This window comes from Peribacillus frigoritolerans (genome assembly GCF_001636405.1).
Classification (GTDB): domain Bacteria; phylum Bacillota; class Bacilli; order Bacillales; family DSM-1321; genus Peribacillus; species Peribacillus frigoritolerans.
Window position 1 is genome coordinate 1,666,057 of record NZ_KV440950.1, and the last position, 16,636, is coordinate 1,682,692.

Annotated in this window: 16 protein-coding genes; 9 read left to right on the top strand and 7 right to left on the bottom strand. The window is 41.5% G+C overall.

The annotated features are described in order from the left end of the window. Positions 1-81 precede the first annotated feature (81 nt). The 6 genes from A6755_RS08195 (at position 82) to A6755_RS08220 (ending at position 6,653) form a co-directional block, all read left to right on the top strand. Positions 82-834, top strand: a complete 753-nt coding sequence (locus tag A6755_RS08195; RefSeq protein ID WP_063590396.1) for an ABC transporter ATP-binding protein — start codon at positions 82-84, stop codon at positions 832-834. Further along, complete coding sequence (locus A6755_RS08200) at positions 827-2,443, top strand: ABC transporter permease subunit (protein WP_063590397.1); 1,617 nt, start codon at positions 827-829, stop codon at positions 2,441-2,443. Before A6755_RS08195 ends, A6755_RS08200 begins: the two co-directional genes overlap by 8 nt. 13 nt (positions 2,444-2,456) lie before the next feature. After that, positions 2,457-3,449 (top strand): extracellular solute-binding protein, encoded by a 993-nt coding sequence (locus A6755_RS08205; protein WP_063590398.1) that lies wholly within the window; start codon positions 2,457-2,459, stop codon positions 3,447-3,449. 25 nt (positions 3,450-3,474) lie between these two features. Beyond that, positions 3,475-4,569, top strand: coding sequence for a 2-aminoethylphosphonate--pyruvate transaminase (gene phnW / locus A6755_RS08210; RefSeq protein ID WP_063590399.1), 1,095 nt, complete (start codon positions 3,475-3,477; stop codon positions 4,567-4,569). Further along, complete coding sequence (gene phnX / locus A6755_RS08215; RefSeq protein WP_063590400.1) at positions 4,566-5,381, top strand: phosphonoacetaldehyde hydrolase; 816 nt, start codon at positions 4,566-4,568, stop codon at positions 5,379-5,381. The genes phnW and phnX overlap by 4 nt, the downstream gene beginning before the upstream one ends. Positions 5,382-5,588: 207 nt before the next feature. After that, complete coding sequence (locus A6755_RS08220) at positions 5,589-6,653, top strand: NAD(P)/FAD-dependent oxidoreductase (protein WP_063590401.1); 1,065 nt, start codon at positions 5,589-5,591, stop codon at positions 6,651-6,653. A gap of 258 nt (positions 6,654-6,911) precedes the next feature. On the opposite strand, the gene A6755_RS08225 is transcribed toward A6755_RS08220, so the two are convergent. The 4 genes from A6755_RS08225 to A6755_RS08240 form a co-directional block, all read right to left on the bottom strand. Then, positions 6,912-8,858, bottom strand: a complete 1,947-nt coding sequence (locus A6755_RS08225; RefSeq protein WP_063590402.1) for an FtsX-like permease family protein — start codon at positions 8,856-8,858, stop codon at positions 6,912-6,914. Further along, a complete protein-coding gene (locus A6755_RS08230; protein WP_063592490.1) occupies positions 8,848-9,609 on the bottom strand; it encodes an ABC transporter ATP-binding protein in 762 nt (253 codons plus the stop codon). The genes A6755_RS08225 and A6755_RS08230 overlap by 11 nt, the downstream gene beginning before the upstream one ends. 100 nt (positions 9,610-9,709) lie before the next feature. Continuing rightward, the gene (locus tag A6755_RS08235) at positions 9,710-10,714 is read right to left on the bottom strand and encodes a sensor histidine kinase (RefSeq protein WP_063590403.1); all 1,005 of its coding nucleotides are present in this window, start codon (positions 10,712-10,714) and stop codon (positions 9,710-9,712) included. Continuing rightward, positions 10,711-11,400: a response regulator transcription factor gene (locus A6755_RS08240; protein ID WP_057276763.1), complete on the bottom strand. Its 690-nt coding sequence runs from the start codon at positions 11,398-11,400 to the stop codon at positions 10,711-10,713. Before A6755_RS08240 ends, A6755_RS08235 begins: the two co-directional genes overlap by 4 nt. Before the next feature lie 156 nt (positions 11,401-11,556). Between A6755_RS08240 and A6755_RS08245 the strand changes: the two genes are divergently transcribed. After that, on the top strand, positions 11,557-11,898 hold the full coding sequence (locus tag A6755_RS08245) for a zinc ribbon domain-containing protein YjdM (protein WP_063590404.1): 342 nt from the start codon (positions 11,557-11,559) through the stop codon (positions 11,896-11,898). Positions 11,899-11,947: 49 nt separating this feature from the next. Here the strand turns inward: A6755_RS08245 and guaC are convergent, their stop codons facing one another. After that, positions 11,948-12,931 (bottom strand): GMP reductase, encoded by a 984-nt coding sequence (gene guaC, locus A6755_RS08250; protein ID WP_034309334.1) that lies wholly within the window; start codon positions 12,929-12,931, stop codon positions 11,948-11,950. Positions 12,932-13,462: 531 nt separating this feature from the next. After that, positions 13,463-13,663, bottom strand: a complete 201-nt coding sequence (locus A6755_RS26995; RefSeq protein WP_063590406.1) for a hypothetical protein — start codon at positions 13,661-13,663, stop codon at positions 13,463-13,465. A 281-nt stretch (positions 13,664-13,944) separates the two neighbouring features. On the opposite strand from A6755_RS26995, the gene A6755_RS08265 reads away from it, so the two are divergent. Together A6755_RS08265 and A6755_RS08270 are read left to right on the top strand one after the other, a co-directional pair. Then, entirely contained in the window at positions 13,945-14,829 is an 885-nt protein-coding gene (locus A6755_RS08265) for a PHP domain-containing protein (protein WP_063590407.1), read from the top strand. 222 nt (positions 14,830-15,051) lie between these two features. After that, complete coding sequence (locus A6755_RS08270) at positions 15,052-15,405, top strand: UTRA domain-containing protein (protein ID WP_063590408.1); 354 nt, start codon at positions 15,052-15,054, stop codon at positions 15,403-15,405. 324 nt (positions 15,406-15,729) lie between these two features. Here the strand turns inward: A6755_RS08270 and A6755_RS08275 are convergent, their stop codons facing one another. Continuing rightward, a complete protein-coding gene (locus tag A6755_RS08275; protein ID WP_057276759.1) occupies positions 15,730-16,233 on the bottom strand; it encodes a DinB family protein in 504 nt (167 codons plus the stop codon). Positions 16,234-16,636: the final 403 nt, after the last annotated feature.

A 16,636-nucleotide genomic window follows, 5' to 3' on the forward strand; every position in this document is an offset into this window, starting at 1 on the left:
TTTACAGAGTATTTACAAAAATCCCAACTTCGGTTTACAAAGGGCTTTTATACTAAGGGTGTATTAAAGGAGGTGAACGGTTTGCTAAAACTACAAAATATTAGCAAGCAATTCGATGGAAAATCAGTTTTGGATCATATAAATCTTGAAATTAAAACGGGGGAGATCGTTTCACTATTAGGACCAAGTGGAAGCGGCAAAACTACTTTATTACATATAATTTTGGGCTTGACGGGTATCAATCATGGAAAAATCATTTTCAATGATACCGATTTGAGTAACGTGCCCATGAAAGACCGGGGATTTAATATCGTTTTCCAGGATTACGCTCTTTTCCCGCATTTGAATGCCTATGAAAATATCGTTTATGGATTGAGGAACAGGAAGGGATCCGTTTCCAAGGAAGAGCTTCAGGAATACATCAATTTCCTGGAATTAACACCGCATTTGAAAAAAAGGATCAGCGAACTGTCAGGGGGTCAGAAACAAAGGGTTTCGATCGCAAGGACTCTTGTAATGAAACCGAAAATCCTATTACTTGATGAGCCGCTGAGTGCTTTGGATGGTGTGATCAAGGAATCGATAAAGGAACGCATCAAATCCATTGCCCGCGAATTTAAGCTGACGACCATCATAGTGACTCATGACCCGGAAGAGGCTTTGACGATGTCGGATAAGATTTTGATCATTAATCAAGGGAATATTTCTCAATTTGGATCGCCGCAAGAAATCATCAATCAGCCAGCCAATGATTTTGTTAAGGAATTCATTCTTAAACAGCTGGAGATCAAGAGAGAAAATATTTATAACTTATTCGGTGAAAAGTATGCCTGATGTAAAACCGGCAATGAGAGTCATTTATATACCTATCTTACTGCTATTTGCCGCTTTTCTTTTCTTGCCGCTTGGCATGTTGTTCGTCCGTTCTTTTGAAACGGCAGATGGAATCAATCTCTCGAATTATCTAACGGTCCTTTCAAATGCAGAGCTGATGAAGTCATTTGGAAACAGCGTGAAAATCTCGGGGCTCACAGCCGTCATTACGACCGTTTTAGCCTTTTTCCTGGCCTATTCCATCCATTGCACCCGATTATATAGTCCATTAAAAAGTGTAATTAAAACCGGGATCCTTATTCCGATGCTGCTTCCGACAATCACATTTGGGTTTGCGATCATCTACTCTTTCGGCAATCAAGGAATCATAACGAAGATTTTTGGAAGGAATCTCTTCGATATATATGGATTTAATGGATTATTGATAGGTTATGTAATCTATACATTGCCATCAGCTTTTCTTCTCATTAATAATTCCTTCAAGTACATGGATAAAAAGTTCATCATCGTCTCAAAATTAATGGGTGACGGAACGATAAGAAGTTTCTTGAATACGATCATACGGCCATTGTCAGGAACTTTAGGTGGAGCTTTTGTACTTTCCTTCATCTTGAGCTTCACCGACTTTGGGATACCGGCTTCGGTCGGCGGGACCTACACCGTCGTTGCGACGCAACTGTATCAAGTCATGCTGGGTTCCATCCCTGATTTCAATAATGGCGCTGTGATTGCCATTCTCATGCTCATTCCGGTAGTGTTCAGTGTTTTCCTATTAAACTATCTGGAAAAACTCAATTTTCATTATGACAAGTTCAGCGATATTGAATTGACGCAGCACAAAGGGAGGGATATCTGTTTTGGCGGTATTTCGCTGCTGGTCTTAATAGGAATGTTTTCTGTATTTGCAGTCATGTTCATTGCACCATTTTTAACTAGTTTCCCTTACGATCTCACATTCACCTTAAAGCATTTTATCGACACATTCCAATCGAGCGATTTAACGGCAGTCTATAAAAACTCCTTATTCGTTGCCTTGATGACGGCCGTACTGGGAACGTTCATCGCCTTTAGCTCGGCGGTCTTGAATGTCAGGACGCCCCTTAAAGGGAAATCATCAATGGATGTCATTTCGATGCTGACGAATACAGTACCGGGAATGGTGTTGGGCTTATCGTATTTGCTGCTGTTCAACGGAAGCAGCTGGAAGGGGACCTTTGCCATCATCATTCTATGTAACATGGTCCACTTCTTTACGACCCCCTATTTAATGGCGAAGAACTCTTTATCTAAAATGAACCCTGGTTGGGAAACCACCGGGAATTTATTGGGGGATAGCTGGATCAGGACAATCTATCGTGTCATCCTGCCTAACTCGGCATCTACGGTAATCGAGATGTTCAGCTACTATTTCATCAATAGTATGGTGACGATCAGCGGAATCATCTTTTTGGTCACGGCCCAAACCACATTAGTGGCCAGTAAAATTAAAGAGCTTCAGCATTTTGCCAAATTCAATGAAATATTCATCCTGTCTCTACTTATCTTTTTTACAAATCTAGTCGTGAAGCTGCTTTGTGATCATTATCAAAAAAGACAATTCAAACATTAATGAGGGGGATATTATGTCTAAAACGATCAAGATAGCCTTACTTTCTTTAGTTGCTCTAAGTTTGGTATTTGTATTGGTGGGCCGTAACAGCGGCAAAGCGGATGAGGAAAAGGTGGTCATTTATACGAATGGCGATGAAGAAGCAACTGCCGCAATGGAGACTTCGCTGAAAGATGCCGGATACGAAGGAAAATATGTCCTTCAATCATTAGGCTCATCTGAATTAGGAGGGAAACTGCTCGCAGAAGGAGATGAAATCGAGGCTGATGTCGTGACGATGAGTTCCTATTTCATTGAAAGCGCACAGGAACAGCACTCCATGTTCAAGGACCTGTCATTCAGTACAAAAGCATTGGAAAAAAAACCAGCCTATTATACACCGATTTTGGCCAATACCGGTTCCATTTTTGTGAATACGGAAGTGCTTAAACAAAAAGGCCTGCCGATGCCTACCTCGATTAAGGATTTAACAAAGCCGGAATATAAAGGGCTCGTTTCAATTCCTAATATCCTGGACTCTTCAACAGGGTGGCTGTTAGTTCAAGCAATAATCAGTCAATACGGTGACGCAGAGGGCAAAAAGGTTCTCCATGACTTAATGGTAAATAGCGGTCCGCATCTTGAGAGCTCAGGTTCAGGTCCAATCAATAAAGTTCAAGCAGGGGAAGTGGCTGCCGGTTTTGGTTTACGCTATCAAGCCGTGATGGCTAAAGAGTCGGGTTTACCGATCAAATTCGTCGATCCGGCTGAGGGGAATTTCTCTTACACGGAATCCGTTGCTGTCGTGAATAAAGATAATGAAGCTAAAACAAGTTTAGCGATGAAAATGGCAGAAACGATCAGTAAAGATGCTAGAGAAGCACTGTTGAAACATTACCCGGTCGCACTTTATGAAGGTGAAAAGGTAACGGAAAAGAACAAACCGGCCCACCCTAAGAAATATAAGCAGCCCCTAACGGTCGAATTATTGAAACAGCATCAAGAATTCTTTAAATCAGCACAATGATGAATACAGTGAGGAGTGAAGGAAAATGAATACCTATAAACTATTGACGCCTGGACCGCTGACCACTACAAGGACGGTGAAACAGAAAATGCTTGTTGACCGCTGCACGTGGGAAAATGATTATAAAGAAATCACACAAAAAATCAGAACCCAGCTTCTTGAATTGGCATGTGCTGCAAACGGAGAATATACGGCTGTACTTATGCAGGGAAGCGGCTCGTTTGTTGTAGAATCTGTGCTGACGACTGCACTTTCAAAATCCGATAAAGTGCTGATCATTACGAATGGCGCATATGGAAAACGGATTGTGAAAATGGCGGAGTGCATCGGTCTGAATCATGTTGAATATGGCGTTGAGTACAATGAATATCCAAAGGAAGCTGAAATCCGGAACATTTTACTGGCTGATCGTGACATCACACATATAGCGATGGTTCATTGTGAAACGACGACGGGGATTTTAAATCCGATAGAGATGGTTTCGAAGATATCAAACGAACAAGGGAAATCCTTGATCATTGATGCGATGAGCAGCTTTGGCGGAGTGGAGATGAATGTGCCTGAACTCGGAATTGATTATTTGATCAGCAGTGCGAATAAATGCATTCAAGGAATCCCTGGTTTTGGTTTCGTCATTGCAAAGCTTGAGAAATTGTTGGCTTGTGAAGGCAATGCCCGCAGTTTGTCCCTGGATTTATATGACCAATGGAAAGAGATGGACAAGGATGGGAAATGGCGTTTCACATCTCCAACACATGTAGTGGCCGCGTTTGCTAAAGCGCTGGAAGAATTAACGGAAGAAGGCGGCATCCCAGCCAGATTCACCCGTTATAAAAATAATAATGATAGGCTGAGGGAGCTGATGGGGAAATTGGGCATCCATGCATACATCTCACCTGATAAACAATCACCTATCATTACAACTTTCCATTTTCCAACTGAAACCTTTGATTTTGGGGACTTCTACAATTTCATCAAGGAGAGGGGCTATGTAATTTACCCCGGAAAGCTGACTGACATAGATACATTCCGGATCGGCAATATTGGCGAAATCCATGAAGAAGATATCGCGGAACTAGGCAGGATCGTAGAAAAATATATGAAAGTGGTGACAGTATGAATAAGGTAGAAGGAATCATTTTGGATTGGGCTGGAACAGCCGTGGATTTTGGATGTTTTGCACCAGTGAATGTTTTTGTGGATATTTTTAAGAATGCTGGACTGGACGTGACGATGGAGGAAGCCAGAGCTCCGATGGGCATGCTGAAAATCGACCATATTCGTGCGATGCTGACCATGCCAAGGATATCTTCGTTATGGGAGGAACAATACGGAAGGCCATTCAATGAGGATGACGTTGAAAAACTATATGCTGAATTCGAACCGGCGTTGATGATGTCATTGGCGGATTATACTGACCCCATTCCAGGGGTTACCGAGACGGTGGAAGCATTAAGGAATCGCGGCCTGAAGATTGGGTCGACAACGGGCTATACGGATACAATGATGGAGGTCGTCACAGCAAATGCTTTGAAAAAAGGGTATGGGCCCGATTTCCATGTAACCCCGGATGCAACCCATTCGATCGGAAGGCCATATCCTTACATGATCTATCGGAATATGGAAAAATTGAAATTAGCGGCATCATGGAAGGTGGTGAAGGTAGGCGATACCACTTCCGATATGCAAGAGGGAGTGAATGCTGGGGTATGGACGGTCGGAGTCATTGTCGGAAGCTCTGAGATGGGATTGAGTTTGGATGAGTATACAAGTTTGCCAGAAAGAGATAAACAAGATCTCATCTCTAAAACGGCAGATATCTTTTTGAAAAACGGGGCAGACTTCACCATCAAAACGATGGAGGAACTACCTGAACTCATAGATCATATCAATCTTCTTATATCGGACGGGAAAAGACCTCGTTCAAACTAACATTCTTCACAAAGAAAGTGCAGCATCTTTCATCCTTGAGTAGGGATGAAGGATGGCTGCACTTTTTTTCAATTTCATACATACGTGCAGAATGGATCGGTTTTTTTGAAATTTAACTCGACTGCTTATTGTAAAAAGTGAGAAAAGAGTGTACGATTAAATGAGAATGATAATCAATCACACTTGGTTACCGGGGAGTGGACGTAGATGGAACAGCAGGATTTATTTGATGTAACGGTTATTGGGGGAGGGCCAGCAGGCCTTTACTCCACTTTTTATAGCGGACTTAGAGAAATGAAAGTTAAACTGATTGAATACCAGCCACGGCTGGGCGGGAAAATTCATGTCTATCCAGAGAAGATGATTTGGGATGTTGGAGGGCTGACACCGACTACTGGGGAAAAATTAATTGAGCAGCTAGTGGAGCAAGGTTTAACATTCAACCCAACAGTCGTCTTGAATGAGAAAGTGGAATCAATCACACGTAATGAAGAAGGCATCTTCGTTTTACATACGGCTTCAGGTCAAGTGCACTTTTCCAAGACGGTCATTGTCGCGGTTGGCGGCGGAATCCTGAATCCGCAAAAGTTGGAAATAGACGGGGCAGAAAGGTTTGAAGTCTCTAATTTAAACTATACTGTCAAGTCTTTCAATCGTTTCAAGGATAAGACGGTGATCATTTCAGGCGGCGGGAATTCTGCTATAGACTGGGCAAATGAATTAGAGCCCATCGCCAAAAAGGTGTACCTGACATACAGGAAAGATAGTTTAGCAGGACATGAATCACAAGCAAGGCAATTGATGGAAAGCTCTGCTGTTTGTTTCTTGAATACGACGATTACAAAATTGATCGCCTGCGACGATCATGAATCAATTGAACATGTTGAACTGACGAATCACGCAACGGGAGAGGTATCTTACTTACCGATCGATGAAGTCATCATCAATCATGGTTATGAGCGTGATACATCACTGCTTCAAAATAGTAAAGTGGACATTGCCATTGCCGACAATTATTATATTAAAGGTACTCCTGCAAGTGAATCCTCGATGGATGGAATATACGCAGCCGGTGATATCCTTAAGCATGAGGGTAAATTGAACCTGATAGCAGGCACTTTTCAAGATGCTGCAAATGCCGTAAACAAGGCAAAGCAATATATCCAGCCTGACGCTCACGGAGTGGGGATGGTTTCTTCCCATAATGAAATCTTTAAAAAGCGCAACAGGGAATTGATCAAGGAAATGATGAAACCGGCTGGGGTACTTTAAAGGGAGCGGATTTCTGAAAGCAGCTGGAACTTCATTGAGGGTTTGTATAATCTGATCGTTGATTTCCGCTCCAGGCACTCGCTTATCAGCGGGGTCTCCCTTGGACACGCTTTTCCCGCAGGAGTCTCGAACACCCATTCCAATCAACTGGAATGTTTTTTTAGAAAAATTTTAGGCGAACTGACTTTTCTCCGGATTTTTCTACAGTTTAAAAGCTCCAGGGTCCCATTGGCCCTGGAGCTTTTAGTATCTTCGAAATTATAGTGATTCTTTAATGACCTTCTTGTAATGAAATACGGATAGGATTCCGAAGATCGAATACAATGCCGTGTATAATGCCATGACGATGATCATCGGTGCCCAAACTTCGGTCCCGAAAAAGAACCATCCGGACTGGACTGCGAAATAACTGTGAAGCAGCCCGACGACTAAAGGAATGCCGAAATTGAAAACTTGTTTTGCTTGGATTCCTCTTAGTAAGTCACCACGCGTGAATCCTAGTTTTCTTAAAATCGTGTAATTGGATTTTTCACCTTCACTTTCATCCATTTGCTTGAAATAAAGGATGCAGCCGGATGTGATGAGGAAGGTTAATCCCAAGAAGCCGACGATGAACATCATAAGACCCATATTCTTCTTCTGGTTGGTGAAATTTTCTAATTGGGAATCATTCACATGTTCTTCTTTAAAATTCATTTTACTGAATAGATCATTCGCTTTTTCAAGTTCAGCTTCATCCTTCACATCAATGCCGATATTAACGGATGATACTTTTTGGATTTTCGGGTCGACATCTTTTTTCAAACGGTCGAATATCGTTTGGTCTACAATGGCAACGGGCAATCCGCCACTCGTAAAGTAATAGGACAGGAAGGTATCATCATTCAAACCCAGATATGTTTGCCGAATCACTTCATTTTTGCCCTTCAGTTCAATCTTTCCGGAATCCTTCAAGGATATGACCTTCTCCATCATACTACTGTATCCGCTGAAAAGGGTCTCATCTTCAGCAAGGTTGATTCCTTTAACGGATTCATCACTGATGACGGGAACTGTCATGATATCCGAATCGAAGTTCACTCCTTCGAGGCTCGTTTCCATTATTTCCTTTACATTGACATCCACTTGAATGACGTCAATCACCTTTACGTCATAATCAATTTTACTGTCTGATAATGCTTCTTTGAATGCATCTGCATCACCCTTATCCGTCATCGAAAAATCGGTTGGGATACTGCTTTGTGCCATTTTCTCCGCTGAGTAGTAGGAGATATAGCTTAATGATAATAAACCGATTGCCAAAGCGGAAACGGTCGTGATGATCGTCAATAATATCGCATTCGATTTCATCCGGAACATGATGGATGAAAGGGATAATACTTCATTGATGTTCAAATAGCCATTTTTCTTTTTACGGATGATATTAAAGATGAAGCTTACGGATCCTTTATAGAATAGGTAGGTACCGATGATGACGGTTGCCAGAATGACGATCATGGCCATGAAAAGCTCGGTCATCTCTGTAAAAGCTCCATCGAATAATTTGGATGAAATGACATAACCAGCAATGATCAGGGCGATCCCGAATATCCCGATGATCATTTCGAACATCGAAACCTTTTTCACTTTTCCTTCCGTCATGGAAGTCACTCTAAATAATGATAGAATGGTTTGCCTTTTAATGAAGGCATAATTCATCAACATGATTAAAAGATAGATGGCGCTAAAAACGAGCAAGGTTTGCACTAGCGGCTGAAAAGAAAATGTAAGAGTCGCGATTGCCTGGACACCCATTATTTTAAATAGGATCATGATGATCAATTTTGAAGCGGCAAACCCTACAAAGATTCCCAGGAATACGGAACAGAAATACAGGATCAGGTTTTCCACACTCAGGATCCGGAATATCCTGTTCTTCGTCATGCCTATCAATTGGAATAAGCCAATTTCTTTACTGCGTCTTTTAATGAAAATGCTATTGGCATATAAAAGGAATATGGAAACAATCGCAACAAGCAGGATTGATGCAGCCTTGATGGAGGCGGCACCTTTCACCGTACCCTCCGCTTTATCCAGCGCTGGGTCATATTGCAAGGTGACAAAGGCAAAGTACAGGGAAGCGCTGAAGATCAGGGCAAACACATACAGATAATAGTTCTTCAGATTCTTCTTCAGATTTCGCAAGATGAGTTGATTAATGCTCATTTTGAACCCCTCCCAATACACCTTGTGTTTTCATGATGTCCTTGAAGAAGGTTTGTCTTGATTCTTCACCTTTATTCAATTGGGTATAGATTTGTCCATCTTTAATGAAAATGACTCGGCTGCAATAACTGGCGGCCACGGGATCATGGGTTACCATGATGATGGTCGCTTTGTGCTTTTTATTCATTTCGCTCAGTTTGTTCAGTAAATCGGAAGCTGATTTGGAGTCAAGCGCCCCAGTCGGTTCATCCGCAAAAATGATGCTTGGATCATGGATGAAAGCCCGCGCTGCAGACGTACGCTGTTTTTGACCACCGGAAATTTCATTTGGGTATTTATCCTTCACTTCATATATGCCCAATTCCTTCGCCACGCTATCAAACTTTTGTGCCGCTTCACTATTGGGCGTTTTTGTAATGGATAAGGGCAAAAGGATATTTTCTTTGACAGTCAATGTGTCCAATAGGTTATATTCCTGGAAGATGAAGCCCAAGTGGTTCTTACGGAATTCGGCCAAATTCTTTTCTTTCATCCCCGAAATCTCTTTACCATCGATCGTAATGGTGCCGTTGCTGATTTTATCGATCGAGGAAAGGACATTCAGCAAAGTCGTTTTTCCTGAACCGGAAGCACCCATGATACTTACGAATTCACCTTCTTGTATGCTTATATCAAGACCCTTTAATACTTCTTGTTTATTGAATTTATTACCATAGCTTTTATGGATTTTCTTCGCTTCTAATATATTCATTTGGATACACTCCTTTTTTTCTATATCCTCATTATAAAAGGCCATGTATTTCTTTTCCTTCGTTTGGACGAACAAAGAATAAAAGCATGTGACACTTTTGTCACATGCTTGTGATATTCACGAAATCATTTCTTTTTGGGAAGGTCAAGGCAACGGTCGTCCCGGTTCCAAGCTCTGATTTCACATCAATGGAGATGAATAAGGGCTCGGCCGCATTCTTGGTTAAATATAGACCCATGCCGGTTGCCGCACTGTCACGATGATTTGTCGTGGATGTAAATCCTTTATCAAATATGCGGGATAAATCCTTTGGGTCAATGCCCCGTCCGGAATCCTGCACTTCCAGAACCGTTTGTCCGGCTCGCTCATGGCTATATATTATGATATCTGAGTTTTCACTGTATTTAATGGAGTTGGTCAAGAGCTGCCTCATGATGAAGGCCAGCCACTTGGCATCACTAAGCACTTCGGTTACATCCAATTGGATGTCGAAGCCGATTCCTTTTTGAATGCACCATGACCGCAGCGTTTTAATCTCATCAAAGATTATTGTTTCCAAATCGGTTTTCTCTATATACAAATCATTTTCGATGAAAGGCATGCGCCTTTGATGGAGCTGCTGATCAAGAAGAAGATGAATGCGCAGCCACTCATAAGTCAAGTGTGATTTCAGCAATTCATCATCCAAGCGGTCAATCATTAAATGCATCGCCGTCAATGGTGTCTTCACTTCATGAATCCAAGATAATAATTCATCCTTCTCCTGCTCTAAAGTCATTTGACCGGTTGCTGCGGATCGCTTCAATAATTCGGTTTGGTTAATGATGCAGTTTTCTATGATTTTTTCGAAAGGGCTCTCTGGTTCGGCTATATTCGTTATATCCAGGTTGTCTTCCCGTGCTTCTAAACTTTTATAAAAGTAGGTTTCCTTTTTATAGCGGAAAATCAAAAACATACTGAACATGAGCAATGATAAAAAAACAATATACAGTATGGGCCTTAACGGAATGGCCGAATCAAGATAGGCGACAAAGATAATGAATAGATGAAGAAGTATGTAGAATGTGATCCAGCTGAACCTTTCCACGAGATATTTTCCGATCATGCATTTGCCACTTCCACGGCGATATAGCCCTGTCCGACCTTTGTTTCGATAAAATGCCCTAGACCCAGTTCATCCAACCTCTTTCGTAAACGGTTCACATTCACTGTAAGGGTGTTATCGCTTATGAAACGTTTGTCATCCCATAAGCTGTTGATCAATTCTTCGCGGCTTACGATCTTGTTTTTCTGTTCAATGAGCTTTTTCAAGATGAAAATTTCATTTTTCGTCAATTCGATTGTGCCCGTCTCGGCCGAAACCGTGTTCTTCTCGTAATCCACGGTGGCGCCGCACCACGTTTTCAACTCGATCTTTTCCGTATTGTAATTATAGACACGGCGAAGGGTGGCCTGTATCTTCGCGATGAGTACATCGAAATGAAAAGGCTTCTGGATAAAATCATCAGCTCCAAGCTGCATGGACATCACCATGTCCGTAGGATGATCACGTGATGATAAAAAGATGATGGGAACATTGGAATGGGCCCGGATCATTCTGCACCAATGAAATCCGTCAAACTTCGGCAACTGTATATCAATGATGACCAAATCAGGTTTTATGTCCGTGAATTCCTGAACCACTTTACTAAAATCGCCGATTCCGTAAATATCATAAGACCATTGCGCCAATCTATCTTTAATTTCATTGAATAACGTCGTATCATCTTCTATCAATAATAGTTTAAACAATGGGTTCACCGCACTTTCCAGCTTTTTCTTAAAAGTATATAGTAAAACCTTTATAGGTTCTAGAGGAAGGGAGGGGCAAGGGAGGTAATAAACTACTGGTTGTGTGTAAACCATTATTATATTAAAATTGGCATAATGAATGGAGGAAGTGAATTTATGACTGATTTTCCTAATTGCCCTGCATGTGATTCAGAATATACATACGAAGACGGCAGTCTTTTAGTTTGCCCGGAATGCGCTCATGAATGGACGGTGGAAGCGGAAACGGAAAATGGTGATCAAAAGAAGGTTACCAAAGATGCTAATGGAAATGCCTTGAACGATGGTGATACCGTTACGGTAATCAAGGACCTTAAAGTGAAAGGGAGCTCATCCGTCTTAAAAATGGGCACTAAAGTCAAAAGCATCCGTCTAGTTGATGGAGATCATGATATTGATTGTAAGATAGATGGTTTTGGTGCAATGAAATTAAAATCCCAATTTGTTAAAAAGGTGTAATTAAAAAACGGCCTAATCCATTGATTAGGCCGTTTTTTTAGATTACTTCTTAATAAACTTTGTCACCGTTAAAGATTGAATTCTTAACGACCACATAATCCACATTCCGGATGGCTTCCAACTTGGTACCGCCTGCATATGAAATGGATGACTGAAGATCTTGTTCCATTTCCTTCAACGTATCTTCCAAAGATCCTTTGTGCTCGACAAACATCTTTTTGCCTTCAACGTTTTTCTTTTCACCTTTTTGGAATTCAGAAGCTGAACCAAAGTATTCTTTAAAGGCCTTTCCATCTTTCTCGATCGTTTGACCTGGAGATTCTTCATGTCCGGCAAATAGTGAACCGATCATGACCATTGAAGCTCCAAATCTAACTGATTTGGCAATATCACCGTTCGTGCGAATGCCGCCGTCAGCGATGATTGGCTTGCTTGCCGCTTTTGCACACCAGCGAAGTGCAGCCAATTGCCAGCCGCCCGTTCCAAATCCAGTCTTGATTTTAGTGATGCATACTTTCCCTGGCCCAATGCCCACCTTTGTAGCATCCGCACCGGCATGTTCCAATTCACGTACCGCTTCAGGAGTTCCTACATTTCCTGCAATGACAAAACTTTCAGGTAAATGTTTTTTAATATGCTGTATCATTTTTATCACGGCATTGGAATGTCCGTGCGCAATATCTATCGTAATGTATTCAGGCACAATGTTGTCATTCGATAATTGTTCGATGAATCCGTATTCTTCTTCTTTAACGCCGACACTGATGGAAGCGATCAATTCTCTTGAATGCATGTCTTTAATGAAAGTCAGTCGTTTTTCTGGCTCAAAACGATGCATTACATAAAAGTAACCGTTTTCAGCCAAGTAAATGGCAATCTTTTCATCAATGATCGTTTGCATATTGGCAGGTACTACAGGTAACTTGAATGTATGTTTACCTAAAGTAACGGATGTATCACACTCAGAACGGCTATTTACTACACATTTTGCAGGAATTAATTGAATATCTTCATAATCAAACACGTTTTCCATGTTATGCACCTCTATATACGAATATTTTTGTCTTTTTTAATAAAAATTGTTCGCCCATTAGGTAATGTACATCATTTTTGACAGTAAGTCAAAAATTTTATTGGTTTTGTTCTGATTTTATTTCAACTTAATGGGAAATCCGTAACGGGATAGGAAGCGAAATAGACAATGAAAATGATTTCCACTCCAGGCACTCGGGCGGGCGGGAGCCTCCTCGGCGCGCCTGCGGGGTCTCCCCTGGAAACGTTTTTCCCGCAGGATTCTCGTACCTTCCTTTCCAATCAACTTTGTGTAAAAAGATAGGTCTTCTTTGTCTACAAACTAGCTAATAATTGTTTGCCGACAGCTTTTTTGTGGTTTGTAATATGGAACGTTGATTTCCACTCCAGGCACTCGCTTTCCGCGGGCGGGCGGGAGCCTCCTCGGCACGCCTGCGGGGTCTCCCCTGGAAACGTTTTTCCCGCAGGATTCTCGTACCTTCCTTTCCAATCAACTTTGTTTTTATTTAGATAGAACCCTTTTGTCAACAAATTACGTTTGTAAAATGGGAACGTTGATTTCCACTCCAGGCACTCGCTTTCCGCGGGCGGGCGGGAGCCTCCTCGGCACGCCTGCGGGGTCTCCCCTGCCACGCTTTTCCCGCAGGATTCTCGTACCTTCCTTTCCAATCAACTTAAAAAAATGCTGGCTCGTCTTACTCCGAACCCTATTTAAGACTAGTTTATCTTTCATGTTTTTCCCTGTACTCCTTAATGGATGGAAGAAATTTGCGACACTCCTGCCGAATAACTGGTTAGCCGAGACCCCACAGACGCTTGGCAGCCAGTCGGCGGAAAGGGAGCGGGTTTCTGAAACAAACTGGATTTTTTTGTATGCAGCTTAAAATACTTAAGTATTTTCACCAATCAGGACGACTTTTACACCTTTACGTTTTTTTACATCATCTTAACGTTGACCGACATGGCACTAAGTTAAAATGAAAATGGGAAACGAATAAGAATGGGGGGATTGGCATGAAGGTTGAATTACATTGTCATACGAACATTTCAGATGGTTCCAGTTCTTTTGAAGAATTATTGGAGGTTGCAAAAAGGGAGAGCATTGGCCATTTAGCGATTACGAATCACGATACAACAATGAGATTGCAAGAGATGGTGGAACGGGGTAAGGAAATAGGTATTGAAATCATCCCTGGTATCGAAGTTTCCGGTTATGACTTTGCAAGAGGAAGGCGTGTACATATTTTGGGCTATTTTGTCGAGCCTGGTCATAAGGCCCTTGAGGATTTATGTAATCCACTGATTGAAAAGAGGAATGCAGCTTCTGAAAAAATGGTGGAACGGCTGATTCATGCAGGATATCGAATAACTTGGGATCAGGTATCTAAATTCAGGGGAGGAACCGGTGTTTATAAACAGCATATTATGCTGGCGCTTCGGGAATCGGGGTATACGGATTCTATCTATGGAGATTTGTATAGGAAAATCTTCAGCCGCGGCCAAAATGGGGAAGAGCCGGGCATTGCCTTTATTCCTATGGAGTATGTGGATGCCATACTGGCTGTGAAGGCGATTCGTGCTGCCGGAGGCGTCCCTGTCCTTGCTCACCCTGGACAATACGGGAGTTTCGAAATTATCCCTGATCTTGTAAAAGCAGGGCTTGAAGGGATTGAAGTTCTTCACCCGCATCATGGTCATGCAGATGAGGAAAGAGCGATTTCATATGCAGATCAATATAATCTCATTAAAACAGGAGGTTCCGATTTTCATGGGGATTATGGGGAAAAGCCGATTCGGCTTGGCAGTATGAGCCCTGGAACGGAATGTGTGAATGCTTTGAAATTAAGGAAAAAAAGCATGGCCATTAATGATGTGGTATTGAAAAATATCGATCTATGAAACCAGGAATTTGCTGTGAAAGAGGCATGCTTACATGCTGGATTGGGAATTTGAAAGACTGAACATACAGGGTCTTGTATGGAAAAAGATCGATAAAATAAGTGCTTCCTTTCGTTCTGGTAATTGACCAGGACTTTTTTTTTACAAGAAAATCATGATAGCTTCATATTTTCTCATTACACTGACAATAACAAGGAAATTATATGTAAAGGGGGATTTTTGTTGGCGGATGATAAGGTCTTTAAAATTGGCAGGCTTAGGTTAATGGACGATTTCCCGATTGCTCTTCATACATCTTTTGTAACAAAATCAACTTTTCCTGAAATAGAAAAGGACGGTCCGGATATGACCTCCATGTTTCAATATTATCGGCAGCGCGGCTTTGTAGAGTTCGGATCCAGCACGAGCAAGCTGAATGTGATTTTTCCCACTCTTTTCGAACGGGATATTTTGCAGTGTTCAAGTTTGATTCCACTTTTGCAAGTGGAATCATTATGCCGGGATAAGTGGAGTAATCAAGTCCTTGAGCACACGGTCATAATCTATCGGAGCGATTGTTTCACATATGTTATATAAAAACTTCCATTCCAGATATCGATCGAATTCACTAGTAAATGCTCTGAATTCACGAGTAAAAGTACGAAACTCACGAGTAAATGCCCCGAATTCACGAGTAAAGGTACGGAACTCACGAGTAAATGCTCCGAATTCACGAGTAAAGCACGAAATTTGAATAGTGCTGGCTAGGGAAATATGGGCTCTGCCAATCTATCATCTTGGTACAGCCCCTGACAGTCACGATCGTTTCATAGCATGCATGAAAAAAGACCACAAAATGACGTGGTCTCTTTGTTTTGTTTGAAAAGTCTCCGGCTTATTATCTAATTTGTCATGAAAGGCTTATATAAGGGCGGTCTTTATTTCTTGAATCTGTTTGATATGCCTTTGTTCATGTAAGGATAATAACTCAATCCATTGATCCAATGAGAGGTCCCCGAACAGGGGATGTTTGGCTTTCTTTCTATTTAACAGGATATCTGAATCCATATCATAAAGAACCTGTAATAATCGATCCCTTGATTCTGCCAGCAAATCCATGAGGCTCGATAATTGAAATGGGGCTGAAGAGGGTGAAATGGCCTCAGGGGATGAGAATTTCCTTGTTCTATCAGTAACGAAGTATATGTTTTTTTGAATGATATTATTAAAATCCCTTTCCCGAATGCCATTTGCTATAACTTCTGTAAAAACCTGTTCCGTAAGATATAAATGATGGCAAATTTGGGCGATGTTCCATACTTCAGGCACAGGCTTATGGTGGAGCGTTTTTTCATCCAACTCCGTAATTTCCTCAATTAACTGTTTTCTTGATTCAAATAGCAAATCATACTCGATATAATTCATGAGAACTCCCCTTTTGTGACACCCACATATGAAAGCATCACTGAATTTTTTGAAATAGGAAAAAAAGGGATATCTGATTGCATAAAGAATGCATAAAAACTACGGAAAAAACACCTGATTTAAAGTGGATTCATGATGATTGAAGGAGTGCGACACTATGTTTTGAAACATGGTTTCTATTTAATGAAGAGTGTTAAAAGATATCTCTTATAGTACAACGAAAAGACATGTTCACTGGTATTCATAATTTTGGGAAGAAATGCAAATCTGGAGTCAGGTCTGTATTCCCAGGGACTACATTTTTTCTGGAGCTTTGATACCCTATCATGCCTATGCAAAAAAGTTGAGTTTATGCCTACTTAGAATGTTGCGCCTAGGGCATCCGCTAATGAACTGCAAAATG

What these genes read in the sequence shown, in the direction of transcription:
- A6755_RS08200 (WP_063590397.1), top strand. Translation starts at nt 827, where the DNA reads ATGCCTGATGTAAAACCGGCAATGAGAGTCATTTATATACCTATCTTA.
- A6755_RS08205 (WP_063590398.1), top strand. Translation starts at nt 2,457, where the DNA reads ATGTCTAAAACGATCAAGATAGCCTTACTTTCTTTAGTTGCTCTAAGT.
- phnW (WP_063590399.1), top strand. Translation starts at nt 3,475, where the DNA reads ATGAATACCTATAAACTATTGACGCCTGGACCGCTGACCACTACAAGG.
- phnX (WP_063590400.1), top strand. Translation starts at nt 4,566, where the DNA reads ATGAATAAGGTAGAAGGAATCATTTTGGATTGGGCTGGAACAGCCGTG.
- A6755_RS08220 (WP_063590401.1), top strand. Translation starts at nt 5,589, where the DNA reads ATGGAACAGCAGGATTTATTTGATGTAACGGTTATTGGGGGAGGGCCA.
- A6755_RS08225 (WP_063590402.1), bottom strand. Translation starts at nt 8,858, where the DNA reads ATGAGCATTAATCAACTCATCTTGCGAAATCTGAAGAAGAATCTGAAG.
- A6755_RS08230 (WP_063592490.1), bottom strand. Translation starts at nt 9,609, where the DNA reads ATGAATATATTAGAAGCGAAGAAAATCCATAAAAGCTATGGTAATAAA.
- A6755_RS08235 (WP_063590403.1), bottom strand. Translation starts at nt 10,714, where the DNA reads ATGATCGGAAAATATCTCGTGGAAAGGTTCAGCTGGATCACATTCTAC.
- A6755_RS08245 (WP_063590404.1), top strand. Translation starts at nt 11,557, where the DNA reads ATGACTGATTTTCCTAATTGCCCTGCATGTGATTCAGAATATACATAC.
- guaC (WP_034309334.1), bottom strand. Translation starts at nt 12,931, where the DNA reads ATGGAAAACGTGTTTGATTATGAAGATATTCAATTAATTCCTGCAAAA.
- A6755_RS26995 (WP_063590406.1), bottom strand. Translation starts at nt 13,663, where the DNA reads ATGAAAGATAAACTAGTCTTAAATAGGGTTCGGAGTAAGACGAGCCAG.
- A6755_RS08265 (WP_063590407.1), top strand. Translation starts at nt 13,945, where the DNA reads ATGAAGGTTGAATTACATTGTCATACGAACATTTCAGATGGTTCCAGT.
- A6755_RS08275 (WP_057276759.1), bottom strand. Translation starts at nt 16,233, where the DNA reads ATGAATTATATCGAGTATGATTTGCTATTTGAATCAAGAAAACAGTTA.